The 24,858-nt window shown below is 67.5% G+C and carries 22 protein-coding genes and 2 pseudogenes (1 of these 24 only partly in view); 13 read left to right on the top strand and 11 right to left on the bottom strand.

Annotated features, from left to right (window positions below; all coding sequences use genetic code 11):
• Positions 1 to 23: 23 nt before the first annotated feature.
• Positions 24 to 1,475: a glutamate synthase subunit beta gene (locus tag IPM60_16640; GenBank protein MBK8909437.1), complete on the bottom strand. Its 1,452-nt coding sequence runs from the start codon at positions 1,473 to 1,475 to the stop codon at positions 24 to 26.
• A gap of 12 nt (positions 1,476 to 1,487) precedes the next feature.
• Positions 1,488 to 6,174, bottom strand: a pseudogene (gene gltB, locus IPM60_16635) (glutamate synthase large subunit).
• 311 nt (positions 6,175 to 6,485) lie between these two features.
• On the opposite strand from gltB, the gene IPM60_16630 reads away from it, so the two are divergent.
• A complete protein-coding gene (locus IPM60_16630) occupies positions 6,486 to 7,298 on the top strand; it encodes an undecaprenyl-diphosphate phosphatase (protein ID MBK8909436.1) in 813 nt (270 codons plus the stop codon).
• Positions 7,299 to 7,322: 24 nt separating this feature from the next.
• Here the strand turns inward: IPM60_16630 and IPM60_16625 are convergent, their stop codons facing one another.
• Positions 7,323 to 7,979, bottom strand: coding sequence for a glutathione S-transferase family protein (locus IPM60_16625; protein ID MBK8909435.1), 657 nt, complete (start codon positions 7,977 to 7,979; stop codon positions 7,323 to 7,325).
• A 229-nt stretch (positions 7,980 to 8,208) separates the two neighbouring features.
• On the opposite strand from IPM60_16625, the gene IPM60_16620 reads away from it, so the two are divergent.
• The 5 genes from IPM60_16620 to IPM60_16600 all read left to right on the top strand — a co-directional run bounded on the left by IPM60_16620 (position 8,209) and on the right by IPM60_16600 (position 12,228).
• Positions 8,209 to 8,994, top strand: coding sequence for a sulfite exporter TauE/SafE family protein (locus tag IPM60_16620; protein MBK8909434.1), 786 nt, complete (start codon positions 8,209 to 8,211; stop codon positions 8,992 to 8,994).
• Positions 8,995 to 9,092: 98 nt separating this feature from the next.
• The gene (locus IPM60_16615) at positions 9,093 to 9,683 is read left to right on the top strand and encodes an SCO family protein (GenBank protein MBK8909433.1); all 591 of its coding nucleotides are present in this window, start codon (positions 9,093 to 9,095) and stop codon (positions 9,681 to 9,683) included.
• Between the two features lie 13 nt (positions 9,684 to 9,696).
• Positions 9,697 to 11,028, top strand: a complete 1,332-nt coding sequence (locus IPM60_16610) for a cobyrinate a,c-diamide synthase (protein MBK8909432.1) — start codon at positions 9,697 to 9,699, stop codon at positions 11,026 to 11,028.
• Positions 11,021 to 11,491 carry a YcgN family cysteine cluster protein gene (locus IPM60_16605; GenBank protein MBK8909431.1) on the top strand — a complete coding sequence of 157 codons (471 nt, stop codon included), beginning with the start codon at positions 11,021 to 11,023 and terminating at the stop codon, positions 11,489 to 11,491. Before IPM60_16610 ends, IPM60_16605 begins: the two co-directional genes overlap by 8 nt.
• Positions 11,492 to 11,493: 2 nt before the next feature.
• Entirely contained in the window at positions 11,494 to 12,228 is a 735-nt protein-coding gene (locus IPM60_16600) for a M48 family metallopeptidase (protein ID MBK8909430.1), read from the top strand.
• On the opposite strand, the gene IPM60_16595 is transcribed toward IPM60_16600, so the two are convergent.
• Genes IPM60_16595 through modA form a run of 3 tightly spaced genes read right to left on the bottom strand, consistent with a single transcriptional unit; the run spans position 12,219 to position 14,871 of the window.
• Positions 12,219 to 13,397: an ABC transporter ATP-binding protein gene (locus IPM60_16595; protein ID MBK8909429.1), complete on the bottom strand. Its 1,179-nt coding sequence runs from the start codon at positions 13,395 to 13,397 to the stop codon at positions 12,219 to 12,221. The genes IPM60_16600 and IPM60_16595 overlap by 10 nt on opposite strands.
• Positions 13,360 to 14,028 carry a molybdate ABC transporter permease subunit gene (gene modB, locus IPM60_16590; protein MBK8909428.1) on the bottom strand — a complete coding sequence of 223 codons (669 nt, stop codon included), beginning with the start codon at positions 14,026 to 14,028 and terminating at the stop codon, positions 13,360 to 13,362. Before modB ends, IPM60_16595 begins: the two co-directional genes overlap by 38 nt.
• Before the next feature lie 6 nt (positions 14,029 to 14,034).
• Positions 14,035 to 14,871: a molybdate ABC transporter substrate-binding protein gene (gene modA, locus IPM60_16585; GenBank protein MBK8909427.1), complete on the bottom strand. Its 837-nt coding sequence runs from the start codon at positions 14,869 to 14,871 to the stop codon at positions 14,035 to 14,037.
• Positions 14,872 to 14,992: 121 nt separating this feature from the next.
• Between modA and IPM60_16580 the strand changes: the two genes are divergently transcribed.
• Both IPM60_16580 and IPM60_16575 read left to right on the top strand, forming a co-directional pair.
• Positions 14,993 to 15,412, top strand: coding sequence for an HIT family protein (locus tag IPM60_16580; protein ID MBK8909426.1), 420 nt, complete (start codon positions 14,993 to 14,995; stop codon positions 15,410 to 15,412).
• A gap of 112 nt (positions 15,413 to 15,524) precedes the next feature.
• Positions 15,525 to 15,707 (top strand): hypothetical protein, encoded by a 183-nt coding sequence (locus IPM60_16575; protein MBK8909425.1) that lies wholly within the window; start codon positions 15,525 to 15,527, stop codon positions 15,705 to 15,707.
• 523 nt (positions 15,708 to 16,230) lie between these two features.
• Here IPM60_16575 and IPM60_16570 read toward each other — a convergent pair.
• Positions 16,231 to 16,989, bottom strand: a complete 759-nt coding sequence (locus IPM60_16570) for a cyclase family protein (protein MBK8909424.1) — start codon at positions 16,987 to 16,989, stop codon at positions 16,231 to 16,233.
• A 246-nt stretch (positions 16,990 to 17,235) separates the two neighbouring features.
• On the opposite strand from IPM60_16570, the gene IPM60_16565 reads away from it, so the two are divergent.
• Positions 17,236 to 17,898: a hypothetical protein gene (locus IPM60_16565; GenBank protein ID MBK8909423.1), complete on the top strand. Its 663-nt coding sequence runs from the start codon at positions 17,236 to 17,238 to the stop codon at positions 17,896 to 17,898.
• Between the two features lie 7 nt (positions 17,899 to 17,905).
• On the top strand, positions 17,906 to 18,523 hold the full coding sequence (locus IPM60_16560) for a plasmid pRiA4b ORF-3 family protein (protein ID MBK8909422.1): 618 nt from the start codon (positions 17,906 to 17,908) through the stop codon (positions 18,521 to 18,523).
• Positions 18,524 to 18,529: 6 nt separating this feature from the next.
• Here IPM60_16560 and IPM60_16555 read toward each other — a convergent pair whose 3' ends face one another.
• From IPM60_16555 to IPM60_16545, 3 genes are all read right to left on the bottom strand, one after another.
• Positions 18,530 to 18,691, bottom strand: a complete 162-nt coding sequence (locus IPM60_16555; protein ID MBK8909421.1) for a hypothetical protein — start codon at positions 18,689 to 18,691, stop codon at positions 18,530 to 18,532.
• A 313-nt stretch (positions 18,692 to 19,004) separates the two neighbouring features.
• Positions 19,005 to 19,316, bottom strand: coding sequence for a hypothetical protein (locus IPM60_16550; protein ID MBK8909420.1), 312 nt, complete (start codon positions 19,314 to 19,316; stop codon positions 19,005 to 19,007).
• 333 nt (positions 19,317 to 19,649) lie between these two features.
• On the bottom strand, positions 19,650 to 20,228 hold the full coding sequence (locus IPM60_16545) for a hypothetical protein (GenBank protein ID MBK8909419.1): 579 nt from the start codon (positions 20,226 to 20,228) through the stop codon (positions 19,650 to 19,652).
• Positions 20,229 to 20,265: 37 nt separating this feature from the next.
• On the opposite strand from IPM60_16545, the gene IPM60_16540 reads away from it, so the two are divergent.
• The 3 genes from IPM60_16540 (at position 20,266) to IPM60_16530 (ending at position 24,158) form a co-directional block, all read left to right on the top strand.
• Entirely contained in the window at positions 20,266 to 22,560 is a 2,295-nt protein-coding gene (locus IPM60_16540) for a tetratricopeptide repeat protein (protein ID MBK8909418.1), read from the top strand.
• Positions 22,561 to 22,710: 150 nt separating this feature from the next.
• Positions 22,711 to 23,298, top strand: coding sequence for a ComF family protein (locus tag IPM60_16535; GenBank protein MBK8909417.1), 588 nt, complete (start codon positions 22,711 to 22,713; stop codon positions 23,296 to 23,298).
• Positions 23,295 to 24,158 carry a putative addiction module antidote protein gene (locus tag IPM60_16530; protein ID MBK8909416.1) on the top strand — a complete coding sequence of 288 codons (864 nt, stop codon included), beginning with the start codon at positions 23,295 to 23,297 and terminating at the stop codon, positions 24,156 to 24,158. Before IPM60_16535 ends, IPM60_16530 begins: the two co-directional genes overlap by 4 nt.
• A gap of 226 nt (positions 24,159 to 24,384) precedes the next feature.
• Here the strand turns inward: IPM60_16530 and guaA are convergent.
• A pseudogene (gene guaA, locus IPM60_16525) lies at positions 24,385 to 24,858 on the bottom strand (glutamine-hydrolyzing GMP synthase) (it continues 1,078 nt past the right edge of the window).

Raw genomic sequence — 24,858 nt, 5'->3', positions numbered from 1 at the left:
CGTCGTTCCGTCTCGAGGTGTGCTCAGCGGGGAAGCTCGGAGGCGCCCATCAGGAACTGATCCACCGAGCGGGCGCACTGGCGGCCTTCACGGATTGCCCAGACCACCAGGGATTGGCCGCGGCGCATGTCGCCGCAGGCAAACACCTTGTCCAGAGAGCTCCGATACGCCCCCGGCTCCGCCTCGGTGTCGGCCTTGACGTTGCCGCGCCCGTCCAACTCGACTCCAAGTTGCTCCAGGAGCCCGTTGTGGACCGGGTGGATGAAGCCCATGGCGAGCAGCACCAGATCGGCGTCGATGGCGAACTCGCTGCCGTCGACCGGGCTCATTTTCATGCCGCCGTTGCCGTTGCCGATCCATTCCAGCCGGACGAGGTGCAATTTCTCGACCTGGTTGGTGCCGCTGAGGCGGGTGGTCATCACTGACCAGTCCCGGTCGCACCCTTCCTCGTGGGAAGTGGAGGTGCGCAGCTTCAGCGGCCAGTTGGGCCACGACAGTTGCTTGTTCTCACGCTCCGGCGGCCGCGGCATGATCTCGAGCTGGGTCACCGAGCGCGCGCCTTGGCGCACAGAGGTGCCGACGCAGTCGGAACCCGTGTCGCCGCCGCCGATAACGATGACGTGCTTGTCGGCAGCGAGGATGGCCCGATCCTCCGGCACGTCGATGCCGGCGACCCTGGCGTTCTGCTGCGTGAGGAAGTCCATGGCGAATTCGACCCCGGGAAGGGAACCGCCGGGCACGTCCAACGGCCGCGGCTGTTCTGCCCCGCCGGCCAGAACCATCGCGTCGTACTCCTCCAGCAGCGTCTCGGTCTTGACGTTGACGCCGACATGACTGTTGGGGCGGAACTCCACGCCCTCCGCCTGCATCTGCGCCATGCGCCGGTCGATGTGGTGTTTCTCCATCTTGAAATCGGGGATGCCATAGCGCAGCAACCCACCGATCTTGTTCTGCTTTTCGTACACGACCACCGTATGGCCGGCACGGGCAAGCTGCTGGGCGCAAGCGAGGCCGGCCGGACCCGACCCGACCACGGCGACGCGTTTGCCGGTGCGATGGGCCGGGATCTCCGGGCGCACCCAGCCCTCCTGCCAGCCGCGATCGATGATTGCGCACTCGATGGTCTTGATGGTCACCGGCTCGTCGAAGATGTTGAGCGTGCAGGAGGCCTCGCAGGGCGCCGGGCAGATGCGGCCGGTGAACTCGGGGAAGTTGTTGGTCGAATGAAGCACCGCCAGCGCCTCCCGCCACTGCTGACGGTAGACCAGGTCGTTCCAGTCGGGGATGATGTTGTTGACCGGGCAGCCCTCGTGGCAGTAGGGAATGCCGCAGTCCATGCAGCGCGCGCCCTGGCGGCCCAGTTCCGCTTCGTTGAGCGGAATGACGAATTCGTGCCAGTGGCGGATACGCTCCTCGACCGCGGTGTAGAGCCGGTCGTGGCGCGGGATTTCCTTGAAGCCGGTCGGCTTGCCCATCTGCTTGGCCCCCTACATCCCCACCGCGACGCTGATGCCGGTGCGTTCCGTCGCCCGCCAGCGGGACTGCATCTGCTCCAACGCCCGGCGGTAGTCGAGCGGCATGACCTTGACGAACCTGGGCAGCGCGGCGTTCCAGTTCGCCAGCACCTCGGCGGCGCGTTCGCTGCCGGTGTAATGGTGGTGCCGCTCGATCATGGCGCGCAAGCGTTCCGCATCGAACCGCGTCATGTCGTGCATCACGTCGACGCGGCCCTGGGTCTCCAGGTCGCCACGCTGGTGCCCTTCCGCTTCGAGCAGGTCATCCTCTTCGACGATCGGCTCCAGCTCGACCATCGCCATGTTGCAGCGCCGGGCGAAGCTGCCGTCCTCATCCAGAACGTAGGCGACGCCGCCGCTCATTCCGGCCGCGAAGTTGCGCCCGGTCTGGCCGAGCACCACCACGCAGCCGCCGGTCATGTACTCGCAGCCGTGATCGCCGACGCCTTCGACGACGGCCTGAACGCCGGAGTTGCGGACCGCGAAGCGCTCGCCCGCCACGCCGCAGAAGTACGCCTCGCCGGCAATGGCGCCGTAAAGGACGGTGTTGCCGATGATGATGTTCTCGGTCGGGTCGATCGGGCATTCCCGCGCCGGATAGACGACGATGCGCCCGCCGGAGAGCCCCTTGCCGACGTAGTCGTTGGCGTCGCCTTCCAGCTCCAACGTCACGCCGCGGGCGAGGAACGCCCCGAAGCTCTGGCCGGCGGTGCCCTTGAACTTGACGTGGATGGTGTCGTCCGGCAGCCCGTCGTTGCCGTAGCGGAGCGCGATCTCGCCCGACAGCATGGCGCCGACGGTGCGGTTGACGTTGCGGATTCGATGCTGGAGGCGCACCGGATGCTTCATGTCCAGCGCCGGCCGCGCCGCCGCGATCAGCTCATGATCGAGGGCGCCGTCGAGACCGTGATCCTGGGCCCGGCAGTTGTAGCGGTCGATGTCGGAGCCCGCGTGGGCCGACGTGAAGATGCGGGAGAAATCGAGGCCCTTGGCCTTCCAGTGGTCGAGCGCCGGCCGCATCTCGAGCCGGTCTACGCGCCCGATCATCTCGTTCACGGTGCGGAAGCCGAGCTCCGCCATGATCTCGCGCATCTGCTCGGCGATGAACACCATGAAGTTGACGACATGCTCGGGCCTGTCCGGGGAAGCGCTTGCGCAGTTCCGGATCCTGGGTGGCGACGCCGACCGGGCAGGTGTTGAGGTGACACTTGCGCATCATGATGCAGCCGGCAGAGATCAGCGCTGCCGTCGAAAACCCGAACTCGTCGGCCCCGAGCAGGGCGCCCACCACAACGTCGCGGCCGGTTCGCATACCGCCGTCCACCTGCACGGCGATGCGGCCGCGGAGGTTGTTGAGCACCAGGGTCTGGTGGGTCTCGGCCAGGCCGATCTCCCACGGCGAACCCGCATGGAGGATGGAGGTCAGCGGCGAAGCGCCGGTCCCGCCGTCGAAGCCGGCGATGGTGACGTGATCGGCCTTCGCCTTGGAGACGCCGGCGGCGATGGTGCCGACGCCCACTTCCGACACCAGCTTGACGCTGATCCGCGCCTTGGGATTGGCGTTCTTCAGGTCGTGGATCAGCTGGGCCAGATCCTCGATGGAGTAGATGTCGTGGTGCGGCGGCGGCGAGATCAGCCCCACGCCCGGCGTCGAGTGGCGCACGCGGGCGATGCGGGCATCCACCTTGTGGCCCGGAAGCTGGCCGCCTTCGCCCGGCTTGGCGCCCTGGGCCATCTTGATCTGAATGTCGTCGGCGTTGGCAAGGTACTCGGCGGTGACGCCAAACCGGCCGGAGGCCACCTGCTTGATCGCCGAGCGCATGGAATCGCCGTTCGGCAGGGGCTGGAAACGCGACGCTTCCTCGCCGCCTTCGCCGGTGTTGGACTTGCCGCCGATACGGTTCATGGCAACGGCAAGGGTGGTGTGCGCCTCCCACGAAATCGAGCCGAACGACATGGCCCCGGTGGCGAAGCGCTTGACGATCTCGGTCACCGGCTCGACCTCGTCGAGCGGCACCGGCGCGTCGGCCGGCTTGAACTGGAACAGGCCGCGGAGGTTTTTCAGCTTGCGGCTGTGGTCGTCCACCTTGCGGGTGAAGGCCTTGAACTTGTCGTAGTCGGCGGACCGCACCGCGTGCTGGAGCAGCGCCACCGTCTCCGGCCCCCACACGTGCTCCTCGCCGCGGAGCCGGTAGGCCACCTCGCCGCCGACGTCGAGGGCGTCGCGCAGGATCGGAGAGCGTCCGTAGGCTTCGCGATGGCGGCGCGTCGTCTCCTCGGCGATTTCCAGAAGACCAACGCCGCCGACTGCAGAATGGGTGCCGCAGAAGTACTGGTCGATGAACGCCTGCGACAAGCCGACCGCATCGAAGATCTGCGCCCCGCAATATGACTGATAGGTGGAGATGCCCATCTTGGCCATGACCTTGAGCATGGCCTTGCACACCGCCTTCACATAACGCTTGTGCGCGTCCTTTTCAGAGATGTCTTCGGGCAGACTGTCATGCAGCGCCGAGACGGTGTCGAACGCCATGTACGGATTGATGGCCTCGGCGCCGTAGCCGGCGAGACAGCAGAAGTCATGGGTCTGCCGCGCTTCACCGGTCTCGATGACCAGTCCGGACTCGGTGCGCAGACCCTCGCGGATCAGGTGGTGGTGGACGCCGGCGGTGGCCAACAGCGACGGAATGGGGATGCGGTCGGCGGCGACGTTGCGGTCCGACAGAATAATGATGTTGTAGCCGCGGCGGACCACATCCTCGGCGGTCTTCAACACGCGATGGAGCGCCGGCTCCAGGCCCGCGGCGCCGTCCGCCGCCGGCCAGGTGATGTCGATGGTGTAGGTCCGGAACGCCTGGTCGAGGTGGTTCTCGATGCGCCGCACCCGCTCCAGGTCTGTGTTGGAGAGGATCGGCTGCCGTGCCTCCAGGCGGCGGACGCCGGCCGCGCCCTCCGGTTCGAGCAGGTTCGGCCGCGGCCCGATGAGGGTCACCAGCGACATCACCAACTCTTCGCGGATCGAGTCGATCGGCGGGTTGGTGACCTGCGCGAAGCACTGCTTGAAGTAGTCGAACAGCATTTTCGGCCGGTCGGACAGAACCGCCAGCGGCGTGTCGCGGCCCATGGAGCCGACCGGTTCCTGCCCGGTCAGAGACATCGGCGTCAGGAAGAACTTGAGGTCCTCCTGGGTGTAGCCGAAGGCCTGCTGCCGATCGAGCAAGGTGCCGGGATCGGGCGGCATCGGACCCACCTCGTGGGGCAGCGAGTCGAGCTTGGTCTGGGTCGCGTCGAGCCATTCCTGATAGGGGCGCGCCGTCGCCAACGTGCTCTTCAGTTCCTCGTCGCTGACGATGCGCTGCTGCTCCAGGTCGATCAGGAACATCTTGCCCGGCTGGAGGCGCCACTTCTTGACGATCTTCTCCTCGGGGATCGGCAGAGTGCCGACCTCCGAGCCCATGATGACGCGATCGTCATCGGTGATGACATAGCGGGCCGGGCGCAGGCCGTTGCGGTCGAGCGTCGCGCCGATCTGGCGCCCATCGGTGAAGGCGACGCCGGCCGGTCCGTCCCACGGTTCCATGAGCGAAGCGTGATACTCGTAGAAGGCGCGGCGATCGTCGTCCATCAGCGGGTTGTCGTCCCACGCCTCCGGAACCATCAGCATCATCGCGTGGCTAAGGGAATAGCCGCCGGCGACGAGCAGCTCGAGGCAGTTGTCGAAGGTGGCGGAGTCGGAGACGCCGTCGCCGATCAGCGGCCACAGCTTCTCCAGGTCGTCGCCGAGCAGTTCCGAATGCATGTTGTGCTTACGCGCCAGCATCCAGTTGACGTTGCCGCGGAGCGTGTTGATCTCGCCGTTGTGGCAGAGGTAGCGGAACGGATGCGCCAGCCGCCACGACGGGAAGGTGTTGGTCGAGAACCGCTGGTGGACGAGGGCCAGCGCCGATGTCAGGCGCGGATCGCGCAGATCCGGATAGTAGGTCGCGAGGTTCTCGGCGAGGATCATCCCTTTGTAGACCAAGGTCCGGGAGGACATCGAGACCGTGTAGAACCAGTTGGTCAGGCTGTCGTCGGCATCCCAGACCTTGTGGTGAGCCACCTTCCGAATGACGAACAGCTTGCGCTCGAACGCGTCGGCGTCGCGGCAGTTCCCGCCGCGGGCGATGAACACCTGGCGGATGACCGGCTCGATGGGTTTGACGCTGTAGCCGAGGACCGAATTGTCGGTCGGCACGTCCCGCCAGCCAAGGATGCGCTGGCCCTCCTCCGCCGCGGTGTGCTCGATGACATCGACGCACCTCCGGCGGGCGTCCTCGTCCCGCGGCAGGAACACCATGCCGACCGCGTATTCACCTACGGCCGGCAAGGAGAAGCCGAGGCGCTCGCTCTCCTCGCGGAACAGCGCATCCGGGATCTGGATCAGACAGCCGGAACCGTCGCCGGCAAGCGGATCGGCGCCCACCGCGCCGCGATGGCGGAGGTTGACGAGGATCTGCAGCCCCTGCTCGACGATGTCGTGGGTCTTGCGGTTCTTGATGTCGACCACGAACCCGACGCCGCAGGCATCGTGTTCGTTCCGCGGGTCGTACAGCCCATGCAGTTCGGGCAGTCCCTGTGTTTCCGGCAGATCATACTCTTCGGGCAGCACGCGCACGTTCATCGGCAACCTTCCGTTCCCTGTCCTCCCGATTTCGTGTGACGCAGGTCGACGGCCGTGTTTAACGTTTTTGTTGGTTCGGCGCGTCTACCATCTCAACCACCCTTTCGGGGTCGGCCAGAACTGCATGCTCATGCACTTTGCGTTCAAGGCCACACGCGCCCGCGACCGTAGTCCCTAGGCCGAGGCCTCTAGAGAATCACGCCGGATCGGTCAAAACACAAGCGCAAAAAATTCACGCGAAGAAAACTTTCCGGCGCACGGCAAACGTGTCACAGTGCGCGCTCCACCGCTTCATCGATGGTTCCATCTCCGTGCCCCTCCTCCATATCGTTGTCCTGGCGCTCGTCCAGGGAATAACCGAATTCCTCCCGATCAGCTCCTCCGGCCACCTCATCCTGGTGCCGGCGCTCAATGGCTGGGCGGATCAGGGCATCGTCATCGACGTCGCGGTCCACGTCGGAACGCTCTGCGCGGTGGCCGTCTACTTTTGGCGCGACGTGGCCGCAATGCTCAACGGGCTCATCAGGCTGGTAACCAACCGGCCCGACGCCGACAGCCGCCTGGTGCTGATGGTAGTCGTCGCGACCATTCCGGTGGTCGTCGCCGGGTTCATCCTCAAGACAGTGTTCCCCGAGGGCATCAGGAGCGTGATCGTCATCGGCTGGACGACGCTTCTGTTCGGGCTCGTGCTCTACGCCTGTGACCGCTGGGGCGGCATCGGCCGGCGTATCGCGGACTTGGGCATGCCGGACGCGATGGTGATCGGTCTCGCCCAGATGATCGCGTTGATCCCGGGCACCAGCCGCTCGGGCATCACCATGAGCGCCGCCCGCGCCCTCGGCTTCGAGCGCGTCGACGCCGCTCGCTTTTCGCTGCTGCTGTCCATGCCGACAATCCTCGGCGCCGGCCTGTTGCTGGGCGTGGATCTCTTCGAAGACGGGAACTCCGGCTTGACCTCCGACGCTCTTCTCGCGGGGGGGTTGGCGTTTCTCGCGGCGCTCGCGGCCATCGCCCTGATGATGCGATGGCTGCGCCACGCCACGTTCACGCCGTTCGTCGTCTACCGGGTCTTCCTCGGCATTGCACTGCTCGTCTACGCGTACGGGGGCTTCGGACCGAGCTAAGCATGCCGCGGCAGGTCATCCCCGTCAGATGCTGTCGTACTTGTCGACCGCCCACGTCTCCGCCTCGGCGGCAGCAAACCACGCGACGACCGACGGCCGGGCAACGACGGCCCCGGCATATGCCCGACACACGTCATCCAGGTCGACGCCGTAGGTTCGGAAACGGCTGACCACCGGCGCGTAGAAGGCATCCGCCGCGCACCAGCGCCCGAACAGGAATGGGCCGCCGTCGCCGAACCGCTCGCGACAATCGCGCCACAAGCCAACCACGCGGCGTATGTCGGATTCCACGGTTTCCGGCCGGTCGCGACCGGGCTTCGACGCCCGGACGTTCATCGGCAGGTGACCGCGGAGTTCGCGGAAGCCGCCATGCATCTCCGCCGCGGCGGATCGCGCCACGGCACGCGCTGAGGCGTCTTCCGGCCAGACGCCGGCGTCGGGCAAATGTACGGACGCGTACTCGGTGATGGCGAGCGAATCCCAGATCACCGTGTCGCGGTGCTTCAACACCGGCACCAAACCCGATGGAGAATGTTGCGCTATGGTCGCTGCCGTCTCCGGGTGGTCGAGCGGGATGACGATCTCGTCGAACGCCGCCCCCGTCTCCGCCATGACCAGCAGCGCCCGCGCCGACCACGACGAATAGTTCTTGTTCCCCAGCACCAGCGTCCAGTCCGCCATCGGTCTTCCCTTCCCCTTCCCCTTCCCCCGTCGTGCACGACGACGAAGCTCATGTTTCAAGAGGCTCGGCATGAAGTACGGTCTGCTGAATCAGTTTACCACGTCTTGAGAACGGGACGCCCGCCTTACTCATCCTGTCCGTGCTGCGATTGCAAAGGGGGCCGGGCCGCAATATGTTGGATGGGAGGCGTCGACCGCCGCTTTCGCGCATGACCCCTGCCACTAGGCCATGACCTCCGATCCTCAAGTCTTCGGACTGCTGTCGTCCGGACTGGCGTACTGTCAGGCGGTCGCGGTTCAGCATGGCGACCTCCTCGCCAGTCTGTTCGTGGCCGGGCTGGTGGGCAGCATCGGGCACTGCGTCGGCATGTGCGGGCCGCTGGTTCTGGGCCAGACCGTGGCGCGCCTGGAGGCGACGCCGGCGGCGGGAATGCGCGAGCTCGATCGCCTGTTCGGGGCGGCGCTGGCGCCCTATCATCTCGGGCGCATGACCACCTACACGGGGCTCGGGGCGGCGGCGGCGGCTGTCGCCGGCGGAGTCGCCGACGTCACCGGCCTCCGCTGGCTTTCGGCGGCGTTGCTTGCCATCGCGGCGCTGCTGTTCCTCGGCTACGGCCTCGAGCGCCTGGGCGCCGTCCTGCCGAGGTTCGCGACGCCGTGGCTGTCGCGGGGCGGCGAGGACTGGTGGGGGCGCTCCGTCGGACGCTCCGTGCGGCCGCTGTTCCAGCGGCCCATCGGGATCAGGGGGTACGCGCTCGGCCTTGCCCTCGGCTTCCTGCCGTGCGGACTGCTGTACGGCGCCCTGGCGGCCGCGGCGTCGAGCGGCAGTGCGCTGTCGGGGGCCATGGCGATGGCGATGTTCGCGCTCGGCACCGTGCCCGCGCTCGTCGGGGTCGGTTTCGCCGGGCATGTGGCGGGACTCCGCTGGCGAACGATGACGGCGCGCGTTACGCCGGTGTTGTTGATGCTCAACGCCGCCGCGCTCACCTACATGGCGTGGCGGATCATTGCCTGATCGAAGTGAAGGAGTTGCACGACATGACGGACGCCGATCCCGCCCGGAAGCAACAAGCGACCCGCGGCATCAATGGCGTGATCGTGGCGCTCGCAGTCATGATCCTCATCATCGTCGCCTTCCTCGCCGGCCGCCACTACTTCGGACCGGCGGGTGAGGACGCTGCCACGGTTCCCGGCACGCCGCAGTCTTCGGCCGCGGGCGCCGCCATTGGTGGACCGTTCACCCTGGTGGACCAGGATGGACGAACGGTGACGGACGCCGACTTTCACGGCAAATACATGCTGGTCTACTTCGGCTACACCTACTGCCCCGACGTCTGCCCGACGTCGCTTTCGCGCAACTCCGGCGCCATGGAGTTGCTGGGCGACAAGGCGGAAGCGATCGCGCCGGTGTTGATCACCGTCGATCCGGAACGGGACACGCCGGAGGTGCTGAAGGACTACGTGGAGTTCTTCCATCCGCGGCTCGTTGCCCTCACCGGCACGCCGGAGCAGGTCGCGGCGGCGGCCAAGGCCTACAGGGTCTATTCCGCCAAGGTCGAACAGGAGGGGGCGGAGCAGGGCGCCTACCTGATGGACCACACCTCGATCACCTACTTGATGGGGCCCGACGGGAGCTATGTGCGCCACTTCAGCCACAACCTGAGCGCCGAGCGCATGGCCGAGCAACTGGAAGCGGCTCTTTAGGCCGCACGACGCTATGACGCGCGGGCTGATCATCGCGGCGCCCGCCTCCGGGTGTGGCAAGACGGTCGTCACCCTGGGCCTGCTGCGCCACCTCGTCCGTTCGGGAGTAGTCACGGCGTCGGCAAAGATGGGCCCGGACTACATCGACGCCGGGTTCCATGCCGCCGCCACCGGAAGGGCGTGCATCAATCTCGACGTATGGGCCATGCGCGAGGCGACCCTTTCGGCCGCCATGACGACGCTCGCGACCAGCGCGGAGCTGGTGGTGTGCGAAGGCGTCATGGGCCTGTTCGACGGCGCCGATGCCCGCACCGGATCGACCGCCGACCTTGCCGCCATGAGCGGCTGGCCGGTGGTTCTCATCGTGGACGCCGGCGCTCAAGCGGCCTCCGCAGCGGCAGTGGTGCGCGGCTTCGCGACCCATCGGCGCGACGTCCATGTGGTCGGGGTGCTGTTCAATCGGGTCGGCGGCCCCGGCCACGCCGCGGTCCTGCGGGACGCCATGGCCGACCATCTGCCCGATGTCGCAGTGCTGGGCTGCCTGCCTTATGCGGAGACGCTCCGTCTCCCCGAGCGCCACCTCGGCCTGGTGCAGGCGCTGGAGCACTCCGATCTCGCCCGCTTTCTCGATGATGCGGCGGAGTTCTTCGCGACGCATGTCGACACCGCGAGACTCTGCGCGCTGGCGCGCCCGTCGTCGGCTCCTGGCGCCCCTACGACGACCTCGCCGCCGCTGCCGCCACTGGGGCAGCGGATCGCCGTCGCCGATGATGTCGCTTTCGCGTTCCGCTATCCGCTGGTGACGGAAGGGTGGCGCGGGGCCGGCTGCGAGCTCGTGCCGTTCTCGCCGCTCGCCGATGAACCACCCGCGGAGGACTGCGACGCGATCTACCTCCCCGGCGGATATCCGGAGTTGCACGCCGCGCGCCTCGCCGGCAACCGGCGGTTCCTCACCGGCTTGCGGGAGGCCGCGGCGCGGGGCGCGGCGGTGTTCGGGGAATGCGGCGGCTACATGGTCCTCGGCGAACAGTTGATCGACGCCGGCGGCGAAGCGCATGCGATGGCCGGCCTGCTGCCGGTGGAGACGTCGTTCGCGGATCGCGGACTGCACCTCGGCTATCGGCGGGTATCGCTTGCGTCTTCTGGGCCTCTGGGACCGAGCGGCGCCGTGTTCCGCGGCCACGAGTTCCACTTCGCAAAGGTGCTCCGCGAAGGCCCCGGCCAGCCCCTGTTCGATTGCGCCGATGCCGGCGGACGGCCGCTCGGCGCCACCGGCCTCGCTGCCGGCTCGGTCATGGGCTCGTTCGTGCACCTGATCGACCGGGAGGATGCGGCGGATGGCTGAACTTTCCGGACCGCCGTTCTGGCGGCGGAAAACCCTTGCCGAGATGACCGCGGCGGAGTGGGAGTCGCTCTGCGACGGCTGCGGCAAGTGCTGCCTCGCCAAGCTCGAAGACCCGGCGACCGGCGACATCGCCCACACCAACGTCGCCTGCCGGCTGCTCGACACCAGCGCGTGCCGGTGCCGGGACTACGCCAATCGCGTCCAGCGGGTGCCGTCGTGTCAGATCCTGAGACCGGACAACGTCGCCGAGTTCGGCTGGCTGCCGGCGAGCTGCGCCTATCGCCGCCTTGCCGCGGGCCGGGATCTGCCGTGGTGGCACCACCTGGTCTCCGGCGACCCCGAACTGGTGCATCGTGTCGGCGCTTCCGTTCGCGGCCGGGCGGTTCCGGAGCGCCAAGCCGGCCCGCTCGAGCACCACATCGTCAGTTGGCCCGATGACGACGAGACTTGGGAGCGCACCTGACCATGCGCATCATTTCGCGCCTGCGCCGGGAGAGGATCGCGGTCGCCAGCGCGTCGCTGACCCTCGCGGATCGGACGCTGCCCGTCACCGTTCGCTGCAATCCGCGCGCCCGCCGTATGATCCTGCGCATCGCCCCCTGCTCCGGCGCAGTGGTCATCACCGTGCCCTCCGGCGTCTCGGTGGACGATGGCGTCGCCTTCGCCCGCAGCAAGAGCGAGTGGCTGCGAAGCCGGCTGGGCGCCTTGCCGAGGCGGATTCCGTTCGCGCCCGGCGCCGAGATCCCGCTCCAGGGGGTCCCGCACCGCATCCGCCATGACCCGGCACAGCCACGCCGCGCGGTGAACGCCGCGGGCGGCGAGATCGTGGTCGGCGGCACCCTCGGCCGGCTTTCGGATCAGGTCCACGCCTGGCTGCGAAATCGCGCGCGGGAGGCGTTGGCGCCGCGCGTGGAGGGCGCAGCGGCGCGGATCGGTCGCCGCCCTGGGCGCATCGCCATCCGCGATCAGCGCACCCGCTGGGGCTCGTGCGCGGCCAATGGCAACCTGTCCTTCAATTGGCGGCTGATCATGGCGCCGCCAGTGGTTCTCGACTATGTGGTCGCGCACGAGTTGGCGCACCTCGTGGAGCGCGGCCACGGCCCGGCGTTCTGGCGCGTTGTCGAGACTCTGACCCCGGAGGCGCGCAACGCGCGGCAGTGGCTCTCGCAACACGGCAGCGGCCTGATGCTCTACGGCTGAGGCTCGACCGGAGCGACTTCGGCCGGCATCAGGTGGATGCCGGCGGCGAGCAGCGACACGGTCGCCTCCTCCCCGATGGCCAGCCCGTTTCTACGCGCCACATGGCTCGGAACGGTGAACGTCAAAGAGTCGCCGCCGCCGCCCCCGCTGCCGATGCGCAGCACGCAGATGACCGTGTCGCGCATCCCGGTGCACTCGCTCAACACACCGCTGACGGGGTTCTCCGCCTCGCCCCGCGATGGCCGACCGCGGCGGTGGAGCAGGATATGCGCCGGCGGCACCAGCCACGCGACCGCGGCGCCGGCCGAAAAGCTCCCGTCGCCGCGAACATCATGGACCCGATCCCGCCAGCGCACCATGGTCAATCCGCGTTCCGTGTCGTGGCCGACCACCGTCCCCTTGAAGATGTTCTTGTGACCGACGAGGCGCGCCACCTCGGCCGAATCCGGACGATCCACCACCTCGGCCGGCGTGCCCACCTGCAGGGTGTTGCCGTGATGGAGGATGCAGAGGCGGTCGGCGAGCAGCGTCGCTTCGTCGAGGTCGTGGGTGACGAGCACCACCGGCATCGACAGCCGCGTCCGCATCGCGGCCAGCTCCCTGTAGAGCTTCTCGCGCGTTGCCTTGTCGACGGCGGAAAACGGCTCGTCCAGGAGCAGCACGTCCGGCTCGCGGGCCAGCGCCCGGGCGACGGCCACCCGCTGTTGCTGACCGCCGGAGAGCTGCGCCGGCCGGCGGTGCTCGAGGCCCGCGAGATTGACGATCTCGAGAACCTCGCGGGCCCGCGCCTCCCGCGCCGGCGCCGGCAGGTGGCCGAGGGCGCTCAGCACGTTGCCGAGCACGGTCATGTGCGGAAACAGGGCGTAGCTCTGCAGCACCAAGCCTGTGCGGCGGCGGTAGGGAGCCAGATGGACCCCGGCCGCCGCGTCGAACCACGTCTCGCCGTTGACCACGATCCGACCCGCAGCGGCCCGGTGCAGCCCCGCGATGCAGCGGAGCACCGTCGACTTGCCGCTGCCCGACGGCCCCACCAGCGCCAGCACCTCGCGCCCGCGGGCGGCGAAACGGACGCCGAGAGGGATCGGCTGCGTCTGCGCCAGCCGGACGTGGAGGCCGGGACCGGCCGGGCCCTCAGTCGAGCCGCCGGCCGACGCGCGCGGAAAGAGCATAGGTCAGGGCGATGGCCGCGACGGAGAGCACCACCAGGACGATCGCCATGCGGCCGGCCGCCGCGTCGTCGAACGCCTGGACACGATCATAGATGGCGATGGACATGGTGCGCGTCTCGCCGGGAATGTTGCCGCCGATCATCAATACCACGCCGAACTCGCCCAGCGTATGGGCGAAGGTCAGCACCGCGCCGGTGAGGATGCCGGGCCAGGCGAGCGGCAACTCGATGCGCGTGAACACCCGCCACGGCGTCATGCCGCAGCAGAACGCCGCGTCGCGCAGCTCCCCCGGGATCGCCTCGAAGCCGCGCTGCACCGGCTGCACCGCGAATGGCAGGTTGACGATGACGGAGGCCAGCAACAGGCCTTCGAAGCTGAACACCAGCGGTCCGCCGAACACGTCGCTCCACGCGCGGCCGACCGGAGACGCGCCGCCGAAGGCGAGCAAGAGGTAATAGCCGAGCACGGTCGGCGGCAGCACCAGCGGCAGAGCGAACAACGCTTCGACGATGGCCTTGCCGCGAAACCGCCGCCAGGCGAGCGGGCGCGCGACCAGTATCGCCAACGGCAGCAGGACCACGACCGTGAGCGCGCCGAGGCGCAACGACAGCGTCAGCGCGCTCCAGTCCATGCGCCCCTAATCCCCGGCCTGCGGGTCGGGACGCGCGAACCCGTAGCGGTCCAACAGCGCCCACGCCGGCGGCTGCTGCAGGTAGTCGTAGAAGCGCGCCGCCGTCGCTCCTGCCGGCCTGAGCAGCACCATGCGCTGGCGGAGCGGCGTGTGGTACGCCGCCGGGATCAGGGCGAAGCGGCCGAGCCGGCCGACGGCCGGCGACAGCGCCAGCGCGTGCGCAAAGATGCCGCCGTCCGCCGAGCCGGACGTGGCGAACTGCGCCGCCTGGGCCACGTTTTCCCCGTACACCAAATGTGGCTCGACGGCCTCCCACAAGCCTGCGTGGCGCAGCGCTTCACGGGCGCGAGCGCCGTAGGGCGCGTGCTCCGGATTGGCGATGGCGAAGGCTTGCACCCGCCCTTCGTTCAACGCGCCGCGCAGGCCGTCGAGGCTGCCATCAGGCGCAACGGGCGAGCCTTGGGGCGCGAAGACGACCAGGCGGCCATTAGCGTAGACGGCGCCGGGGCCGCGCGTGAACCCCTCCCGCGCCAGATCGAGCACGTAAGCCTCGTCGGCTGACAGATACAGCTGATAGGGTGCGCCCTGGCGGATCTGGCGGGCCAGGTTGCCGGAGGCGCCGAAGGTGAGCGTCACCGACGCGCCGGTCTCCCTGCGGAACGCGGCGGCGATGTCGGCCAGCGCGAACTGCAGGTCGGCCGCCGCGGCGACCACCGGAGCCTCCTCCGCCCGCAACGGGGCGCCGGGCGCCGAAGCCAGCACGAGCAGGACAGCGGCGGCGACAGCGCGCGCGCCGACGCGGCCAAGGCGCGCGATTTGGTTACCGATCGTGCTCGACCCCATTCCGGCACTCCGGATCCCGGCACTCCGGATCCTGGCACTCCGGCCGCAGCGTTGCCGCCGGCAGTCGCAGACATTAGGGTGCGATTCCGGGAAGGCCAACACTTGCATCGGGAGGCGCTGAATGACGCTTGTGGACGACTGCATTTTCTGCAAAATCGTACGGGGAGAGGTCCCGAGCGTCAGGGTCTTCGAGGACGAGCGGAGCATGGCGTTCATGGACATCAATCCCGCCAATCCCGGTCATGTCCTGGTGGTCCCCAAGGCGCATGCTGCGGATCTGTACGCCATGCCGGATGACCTCCTGGCGGCGACCGTCGCAACGGTCAAGCGGGTCGCGGCGGCGGTGCGCGACGCCATGGCGCCGGACGGGGTCAACATCGTCCAGGCCAACGGGCCGGGGGCGGCGCAGTCAGTCGCTCATTTTCATTGGCACGTGCTGCCGAGGATCGAGGGCGACGACCTCAGGCTCAACTGGGGCCTGAAGCCGGGCGACAAGGACGCCATCGCCGCCGCCGCCAACGGCATCCGCCGGCACGTGTGAAGGACGCCGGACCGCGTGCCTTTACGGAGCGGTTACGCCTGTGTTTGTATGGGGGACCCGCGCCGGAAGCTTGCGCCTGTCCAATCCAGATTCAACAAGGAGAAATGACGACATGACCCATGCCGAACTCGCGGCAAAGCTGCTGCGGGATGCAGCCCAGTTGTTCGGCGCCGTCGGCGGCCGCGATCCCGAGTCCGCGGAGCGCGTCGAACGCTTCGCCGCCCTCTACGTGCGCGCCGCCGAACTGGTCGAAGCGGACCCGGAGGGCGAACTCGACCCCGAATTCGCGCAATGACAAAGCCGCTGCGGCCGGCGTCGAACTGCGCCGAATTCGCGCAGGTTTGTGGCGGAATCGCACAGGGGGATTGGGTCTAAAGTCCTGATAGTAGGCCTTTTGTGTCCGTTTCGGCCGCAATTCTGTATGCGGATGTATGCAAATGTATGCAGAGCCTGCGCTAACGTATTGATATACAACGACTTCGCGAAGAGAGTTTTTTCCCAAACGTTTCGGTGTAGGGCAACGCCCATGTTTGCGGGTGTTGCCGAACCGGTTCCCCGCAGGGAGCCCGCAAGCCAAATATCCCCGCCGCCGGAGCAGTCAAGGGCTGACGCGGCTCAATCGAGCCATTCAGAGCAACTTTGTAACGCTCTCGCACTGCCGAAAGCTGTCCGCCCAAGAAGCTATATTATCTTCCCCACCGCTTGAACTCGTCCGTGAAACTCCGACGCGATTTCGTCATCAAACACCTTCCTGCTCCCAAAGGAGCTCAACAAAGGTGTCCACCAATTCGAGGGAGGTTCAAGCCGGCGGTCCACAGTTATTCGGGCAGGTGAGCAATGATCCGCAACGGTCCGCCCGACCCGCCTTCGATCTTCATTGGCAGAGCAACTACAGTGGAGCCCGTCGGCGGCAACTCCGACATGTCAGCCACGTTCTCGAAGGCCGGGATGTTGTTGGTCATCAGTTTGACGTGCGTCTCGAAATTCTTCGACTGCCCATAGTCGATTGACGGCGTATCGATGCCCACCGCGCCGATCGCACGTTCCACCAGGAGCTCGACGCCGTCCTCACCGAGGCCTGGGAAGTGGAGTTTTGCCACCGCCTCTTCGCCCCGCTCGAAGGTGCCCATGTAGAGCGCGCGGTCCGGGTAGAGCGGCGCGCGGCCGGTATTGATGAGCACGATAGCTCCCTCGGGGATGCGTCCATGCTTGCGTTCGAACTCCTCGATATCGGCGGCGCTGACCCGATAGTCGACATCGTTGGCGACGCGATCGCTGACGTCGATCACGACTCCCGGGCCAATCACCTGTTCGACCGGGATCTGATCGGCAGTATTGGCGCCTTCTGCAAAATGGACCGGCGCGTCGAGATGCGTGCCGCCATGTTCGGCTGCGCTGAAGTTGTAAGCGCTATAGTAGTAGCCGCCCTCCGTCCGCCCCGCGAAAACCTCCTCCTTCTCGAACATTTTGGCAGTTGGCCAGTAGACGGACTGCGCGTTGAAAGGATGCGTCAGGTCGATCCACCGGCCGGAGGACAGGTCCTGCGCAAGGGCGGGAAGTGCGAAAACAAGCGCCATCGCGGAGGCGGCGACGGATTTGGTTCGAGGTAACATTGGTCTGTCTCCCGTCCGAAACACAATGCAGGTGCACCCGCCACTCAGAACGTATCGAAACCCGCTTCAAAACTATCATCCGAGATCGTGTGACGACAGATATCGTGTGACGACAGATAATGTGACCGCCTGACGACAATCAGGATGGCCGGTTGGTGGCTGCAGGGATCAGCCTTCCCCTGCGATGACAGGGGAAGGCTGATGCCAGGAATGCCGATCACTGACCGCCAGGTGAGGCGGGACATTGAGCAGCGTCGATTGGGCGGGACGCAGGCGGTTGCTGCGGCGAAGGCAGGGTTCAGTGAACGAACGGCTCGGCGGCTGGAAGGCAACCCGGTTCTGCCTAGACAGCGGGTCGGCAACCGGCGCAAGCGGACCCGTGCGGATCCGTTTGCAGGGGTTTGGACGGAAGAGATCGTCCCATTGTTGCAGGCGGCTCCGCATCTGCGCAGCACCACCATTTTGGAGGAGTTGCAGCGGCAGCATCCCGGCCGGTTCGACGACGGTGTGCTGCGGTCGCTGCAACGACGGATCGCCCACTGGCGTGCGACCGAGGGACCGGAGCGAGAGCTGATCTTTCGTCAGGAGCATCCGCCGGGCGAGCAGGCCTTGTCGGACTTCACCGACGCGTCGAGCCTGGCATTGACGATCAACGGCATGCCGTTGCCGCACTTGCTCTACCATTTCTGGCTGGCGTTCTCCGGCTGGAAGTGCGTACCCGATCCGGCAATGACCGTCGCCGCCCATCGACCGGGTTGGTGCACCACGCCGCCATTCTCGAGTTCAACACCGAGAGCTATCGCCGCCGCACCGCGCTTGCGGCAGCGGAGCAGACGGCCGGGTAATTGTCGCCGGACCGCGTCGCCGCCATGATGGCGGCATGGCCACCATCGACCAGACAATCATCCAAGCCAAGGTCACGCTGCAGGACATCGGGCCGCCGATCTGGCGACGCTTGCTGCTGCCGCCGTCGCTGAACCTCGCGGAACTGCACCATGTGTTGCAGGCCGCCTTCGGCTGGCGCGACGAGCATCTCCACGAATTCATCATCGGCGGGCTCGTCTACGGCGCGCCGGAAACGGCGGAGGACACCGCAAGCGAAGACGACCCACGGACGTTCGAGGCCACCGACGTCCATCTCCGCGACTTCGACGTCTATCATGTGCCCAACCCGCGGTTTCTCTATCGCTACGACTTTGGCGACAGCTGGCTGCACCTCATCGAGTTCGAACAGCGCCTCGGCAAAAACACCGCCAGCAAATACCCGGCGTGCGTCGACGGCGCCCGCCACCGCCCACCCGAGGACGTCGGCGGAACCTCCGGTTACGTTCAGTTCCTCGAAACCTGGGGCGACCCCGCTCACGAAGAGTACGAAACCATGCGCCAGTGGGCCGGCCGCACCTTCCATCCCGAGAAATTCGATCTCCAGGCCACCGACAAGGCCGTCAAGGCCGCCTGGCGCAAAGCCCGCGGCGACTACCTTTTCCGTCGCCAGTAAAACCAATCAGCCGGCCACCGCAATCGTCGCCGACCGGTCACGAAAATCGTCGTTGCACAGCTGAACGCCCGCATCCAGCTTGGCAACGACGACTGCCCCGGCTACCCTCGCCACGAATGTTGCTCCCAACAGGTGCCCGGCGATGACCGATGTCGTGCGGATCTTCATCTCCTCGCCAAACGACGTCGCGTTCGAACGGGCGCGAGCAGAGCGGGTGGCCGAGCGCCTCGCCGGGCTGATCGACGGGCTCCAGATCGAGACCTATCGCTGGGAGGCCGGGCGCTACTTCTCGGCGCACCAGAGCTTCCAGCCGCAAATCCCCGAGATCGACAGCTTCGACCTGGTGATCGGCCTCTTTTGGTCGCGGGTCGGCTCGCCCCTGCCGGCGGACTTCCCGGCCATGCCCGACGGCCGGCCCTACCTGTCCGGCACCGCCTACGAGCTGCTGACCGCCATCGAGCATCGCCGCCAGGGCCGGCCGCTACCCGACGTGCTGATCTTTCGCAAGACCGCACCGGCCGAGGTGCCGACCAACGACCCGACCGCCCGGCAGCAATGCGTCGAGCAGCTGCAGGCGCTCGATGCCTTCGCCGCCGAATGGCTGGTCAACGACCAGGACGGCTTCAAGGCCGCCTTCACCTCGTTCCGCACCACCGACGAGTTCGAAGCCCTCCTCGAAGCACAGCTGCGCACCTGGCTGCGCGACCACCGCAGGCTCGGCCGCGAGCGCCGCTGGCGGGTCGAGGAGCGGGGCTCGCCCTTCGTCGGGCTCGAGGCCTTCGGGCCGCACCACCAGGCCGTGTTCTTCGGCCGGCGCGCCGACGTCGAGCGGGCCCGCGAGCGCCTCGAGGACGCCGCCGCCAAGGGCTGCGCCTTCCTCCTGGTCGATGGCGCCAGCGGCGCCGGCAAGTCGTCCCTGGTCCGCGCCGGCCTGCTGCCACGCCTCGCCGTCCTCTACCCGAACCTGCGCACAGCCACGCTGCGCCCGGGCGGCGCTGACCCGCTCGCCGCGCTCGCCGCCGCCCTCTCCGGGGAGGCGGGCCGGCAGGATGAAGCAAAGGCCGGGCCGGATGAAGCAGAGGCCGGGCCGGCTAAGGAAGAAGCCCAGGCGGATAAGATAAGGGCCCTACTCGACAAGAAGGCGGCCCTGCCGGAGCTCGCCCAGGGCGACTACCGCTACCAGGCCGACCTCGCTGCCCACCTCGCTGCCGGCGGCGGCATCCAGCCCATCCTGCGCGCCCTCGACCGCGCCGCCACCGCCCTGAGGGAGGCGGAGAATCGCGACTCGACCCCTGAGCTGCGCCTCGCCCTGCTCGTCGACCAGCTCGAGGAGCTCTTCGCCAAGGAGGTCGCCGCCGACGCCCGCAGCCGCTTCGCCGCCACCCTGGCAGCCCTCGCCCGCTCCCGCCGGGTCTTCGTCGTGGCCACGCTTCGCGCCGATGCCCGAGCCGCCGCCCTGGCCGAGCCCGCGCTGAAGAGCCTGATCGACGACGGCGCCGGCCTGGCGCTCGCCGCCCCCGGCCCCGAGGCGCTCGATGCCATCGTGCGCGAGCCGGCGCGGGCCGCTGGCCTCGCCTTCGAGCGCCGGGACGGCCTGGGCCTGGACGAGGTCCTGATCCGCGATGCCGTCGGGGCCGAGGCCCTGCCGCTCCTCCAGTTCACCTTGGACCAGCTCTACCGCAAGGCCGAAGCGCGCCTGCGCCACCGGCCGCAAGCTCGGCGATGTCGGCCCGGAGGAGCCCGTGCTGACCCTGGCCGTCGCCGACTACGGAGGCCTCGAGAGCGCGGTGCGCGAGCAGGCCGAGGAAGCCTTAAAAGTGGTCTCGGACAGGGCCGAGGCCTCCCTGCCGCGGCTCGTCCGCACGCTGACCGACCTCGCCGAGACTGGCGAAGGGCGGAGCACCACCCGGGTGCTGCGTGCCGCAGCGGTCACCGCCGCCGCCCCCGACCCCGCGGCGCAGGATCTCCTCGACGCCCTGGTCGACGCCCGCATCATCGTCAAGGACGGCGACACCGTCCGCTTCGCCCACGAGAAGGCGATCACCGCCTGGGACCGCGCCGCTACTGCCGCCGCCGCCGCCGAGACATTCCTGCGCGTCCGCCCCGACATCGAGCGCGCAGAGCGCCGCTGGCGCGACGCCGGCCAACCGCGCAGCCTGCTGCTGCCCAGTGGCGTGCGCCTCGCCGAGGCCGAAGCGGCGCTGAAGACCCACGCCGACGAGTTGCCCGAGCCGTCCCGGGCATTCGTCCGCCGCTCGCGCAGCCGCGCCCGCCTCGGCCAGACCCTGACCGCGATGGCCGCGGTCCTCTTCGCCGTCGTCGCCGGCGCCGCCGGCTACTTCTTCACCCGGGCCGAGGCCGCCCGCGACGACGCCGAGCAGGCCCTGCGCACTGCCACCGAAACCGCGAACACCCTGGTCTTCGACCTCGCCCGCGAATTCAAGAATCGCAACTTGCCGAGCAGCCTCACCCGCGTGATCCTGGATCGTGCGCGAGCCCTGCAGGACAGTCTAGCCGAGCGCTTCCCGGACGACCCCGCCTTGCAACGCAGCCGGTCTGTCTCCCTGAGGTTGATCGGCGAGATGCTGGTCCGGCAAGGCAATGGCTTGGCAGCGCTGGACGCCTTCACCGAGAGCCTCGCCATCAGCCGCGAGCTGCGCGCCGAGGACCCGGACAACGCCGTATGGCCCAGCGACGTCGCGGCAACTCTCTCCATTATGGGCGACCTGCGGCGCATTGCCGGCGATACGGCAGCGGCGCTCGACGCCTATACCGAGGCCCTCGCCATCAGCCGCGAGCTGCGCGCCAAGGACCCGAAAAACGCCGGATGGTCCCGCAACGTCGCGATGAGCGTCGTCAGGATCGGCGACCTGCGGTGCGAGGCGGGCGACAGGGCGGCAACGGTCGACGCCTACTCCGAGAGCCTAGCCATCAGCCGCGAGCTGCGCGCCGAGGACCCGGACAACACCCAATGGGCCGGGGACCTCGCGGCGATCCTGATGGTGATGGGCGACCTGCAGCTCCAGGCGGGCGACATGGCGGCAGCGCTCGACGCTTATACCGAGGGCCTCGCCGTCAGCCGCGAGCTGCGCGCCAAGGAACCGGGCAACACCCAATGGACCCGCTTTGTCGCCGCGAGCCTCCTCAGCATCGGCGACTTGAGGCAGCAGGCGGGCGACACGGCGGCTGCGCTCGACGCCTACACCGAGGGCCTCGCCATCAGCCGCGAGCTGCGCGCCGAGGACCCTGACAACGCCCTATGGGCCAGCGACGTCGCGCTCAACCTGGACTACCTTGGCGACCTGCGGCGCCGTGCGGGCGATACGGCAGCGGCGCTCGACGCCTACACCGAGAGCCTCGCCATCAGCCGCGACTTGCGGGCCAAGGACCCGGACACCGCCGCATGGGCCCAGCGCGTCGCGGAGAGCCTGAATAAGATCGGCGACCTGCGGTTCCAGGCGGGCGACACGGCGGCTGCGCTCGACGCCTACACCGAGGGCCTCGCCATCGGCCGCGAGCTGCGCGCCAAGGACCCGGACAACATCGAACGGGCTCGTTTCTTCGCCGCGAGCCTCATCAAGATCGGCGACCTGCGGGGGCAGGCGGGCGACACGGCGGCAGCGCTCGACGCCTACACCGAGGGCCTCGCCGTCAGCCGAGAGCTGCGCGCCAAGGATCCCGACAACACGGAATGGACCCGCGACTTGGGGTTAAACCTGAACAGGATCAGCGCCATGCGGCACAAGGCGGGCGACACGGCGGCTGCGCGAGAAGCCGTCACCGAGAGCCTCGTCATCTTCCGCGAACTGTTGGCGCGCGCACCGCCGGACGCAATCCAACCGCGAACGGACATGGTGATTAGCCTCTGGTTGCTCGCCGAGCTCCATGCCGGCGCCGAGCGGATGGCACTCCTGGCCGAGGCGCTGGCGCTGCTGGAACCGTTGGCGGCGAACGGCGTGCTGCCGCCAGCACAGCAGGGCATGCCCGAGCTGCTGCGCCAAGCGCTCGTCGAAGCCGAGGCCGCCGCCTCGCCATGAAGCGCATCCTCTCCCTCCAGGGCGGTCAGATCGCCCCTACCAACGGTCCGGGTGCCGCCTTCGACTAGGGCAAATTCAGCGCGGACGGAAGACCTTGCCTAACTGTAACCTACAGGTTACAGTGTTGCCATCCCGGCAAGGGAGTTGCCTGTGATCGCCATTCACCCGCAAAACATCGTCGGGCGCTGGAGATGCGGCGTCGCGCTTGATTTTCATACGACTAGTAGCACTCCGACAGGACCCAACGAGTTTGGCCATATGCAGTTCGACACGGTGCGCCCGGAGATCGCCGAATTGCTGTATCAGCTCAAGTACCGGGGCAAACAGGATGCGGCGAAGGACATGATCGAGGCGGCCGCCACGTTCTTGATGCCGCACCTGGGCAAGGTCGATCTGATCGTTCCCGTACCGCCTTCTAGCGCACGCGCCGTTCAGCCGGTCCTGGTCTTGGCGCATGGCCTCGGTGATGCGGTCGGTCTGCCCGTTGCGGAGTGTGTCACGACGACACGCTCGACAACGCAACTCAAGGGTGTCACCGACCCCGACAAGCGGAATGCGCTGGTCGATGGGCTCTATGTGGTCGATGCCAACCAGACCGCAGGGAAAAACGTTCTGCTCTTCGACGATCTTTTCCGGTCTGGCGCCACCATGAACGCCATCACCGACGTGCTGCTACAGCAAGGAAAAGCCAGTAGCGTGCGCGCCCTGGCAATCACCAAGACCAGGAGCAACCAATGAACACGGTTTTCGTCGGCGGCTCGCGCCATGTCTCTCGCCTCCCTACGGACGTGAAAACCCGATTGAACAACGTCATCAGGAGCGGGCACCGTGTCATCGTCGGCGACGCCAACGGAGCCGACAAGGCCGTGCAGAAGCACTTCCACGATGCCGCCTACGACAAGGTAACGGTGTTCTGCTCAGGCGATAGCTTCCGCAACAACTTGGGCCAATGGGAGACACATAAGATCGACGTACCCAAGCACACCAAGGGATTCCAGTTCTACGCCGCCAAGGATCGCGAGATGGCGCGAGAGGCGGATTTCGGTCTGATGATCTGGGACGGCAAAAGTCCTGGAACACTCCTGAACGTCCTGCGGCTGGTGCGCTCTGGCAAGATCGCTGTGTTGTTCAGCGTGCCGGATAAAGGCGCGATCAACTTCAAGAATGAAGCCGATTGGGAGGCATTTCTGGGCCGTTGCAGTGGCGAGTTGCGTCGTGATCTGCGCGAACGCGCTACGCCGGATGAATGGCTGCCAAGCCGGCAGCAGAGCCTTCTGGATGTGCCAGCGGAGGCCAACGCCGCGAGCGATGAACAGCCGAGTTCGCAGTCACCACCAGACGACCAGGAGGGCGAACTGGCGAACGATCTCAATGTGGCGCTGGCAGCTGGCGATCCTGCCGCCGTTGTGAATGTCCTGGGAAGCCTTGCCAAGACGCGGGGCATGAGCCAGGTGGCGAGGGAGACGGGCTTGGCGCGCGAAGGCCTCTATCGTGCGCTTAGCATGGATGGCAATCCGGAGTTTGCTACCGTGCTCAAGGTCCTCTCGTCTCTGGGGCTGCGTCTCACTGCGGAGCCTGTCCAGCACGCAAGCAAATAAGAAGTAGCAAGCTATGAATGACCGACACCCACGACGATGCTATGGCAGAGTCGTACCGGGATGACCCGGATTTGGCCCAGAGCCAGCTACCATGCCATAGAAAAGTGGTGCTCGGCGACGCAGAAAATTGCCGGGCGCTGCCGGACCCAGAATTAAAAAACCTGAAGTTATGCGGGCTGGCTTTTGTTTTCCTGCTACTTGGTGCCAGCCCATGCCGAACGCGGCGTCATTCCCACTCGATTGTGCCTGGGGGTTTTGAGGTTATGTCGTAGACGACGCGGCCGATGCCGGGGACTTCGTTGATGATGCGGGCGGCGACGTGGGCGAGGAAGGCGTGGTCGAAGGGGTAGCTGTCCGCGGTCATGCCGTCCATGGAGGTCACGGCGCGCAGCGCGGCGACGCTGTCGTAGGTGCGGGCGTCGCCCATGACGCCGACGCTTCGGACCGGGAGCAGCACCGCGAACGCCTGCCAGATCTCGTCGTAGAGCCCGGCTTCACGGATCTCCTCCAGGTAGATGGCGTCGGCGGCGCGGAGCAGGTCGGCGCGATCCTTCGTGACCTCGCCGAGAATGCGGACCGCCAAGCCGGGCCCCGGAAAGGGGTGGCGCCGCACCAGCGTCTCCGGCAGGCCGAGTTCGCGGCCGAGTTCCCGCACCTCGTCCTTGAACAGCTCGCGGAGCGGCTCGACCAGCGTCAGGTT

It is taken from the genome of Rhodospirillales bacterium (genome assembly GCA_016710335.1).
Lineage (GTDB): Bacteria > Pseudomonadota > Alphaproteobacteria > Rhodospirillales > Defluviicoccaceae > JADJXQ01.
The sequence above is the reverse complement of the archived record's forward strand: the minus strand, read 5'-3'. Positions and strand labels throughout refer to the sequence as shown.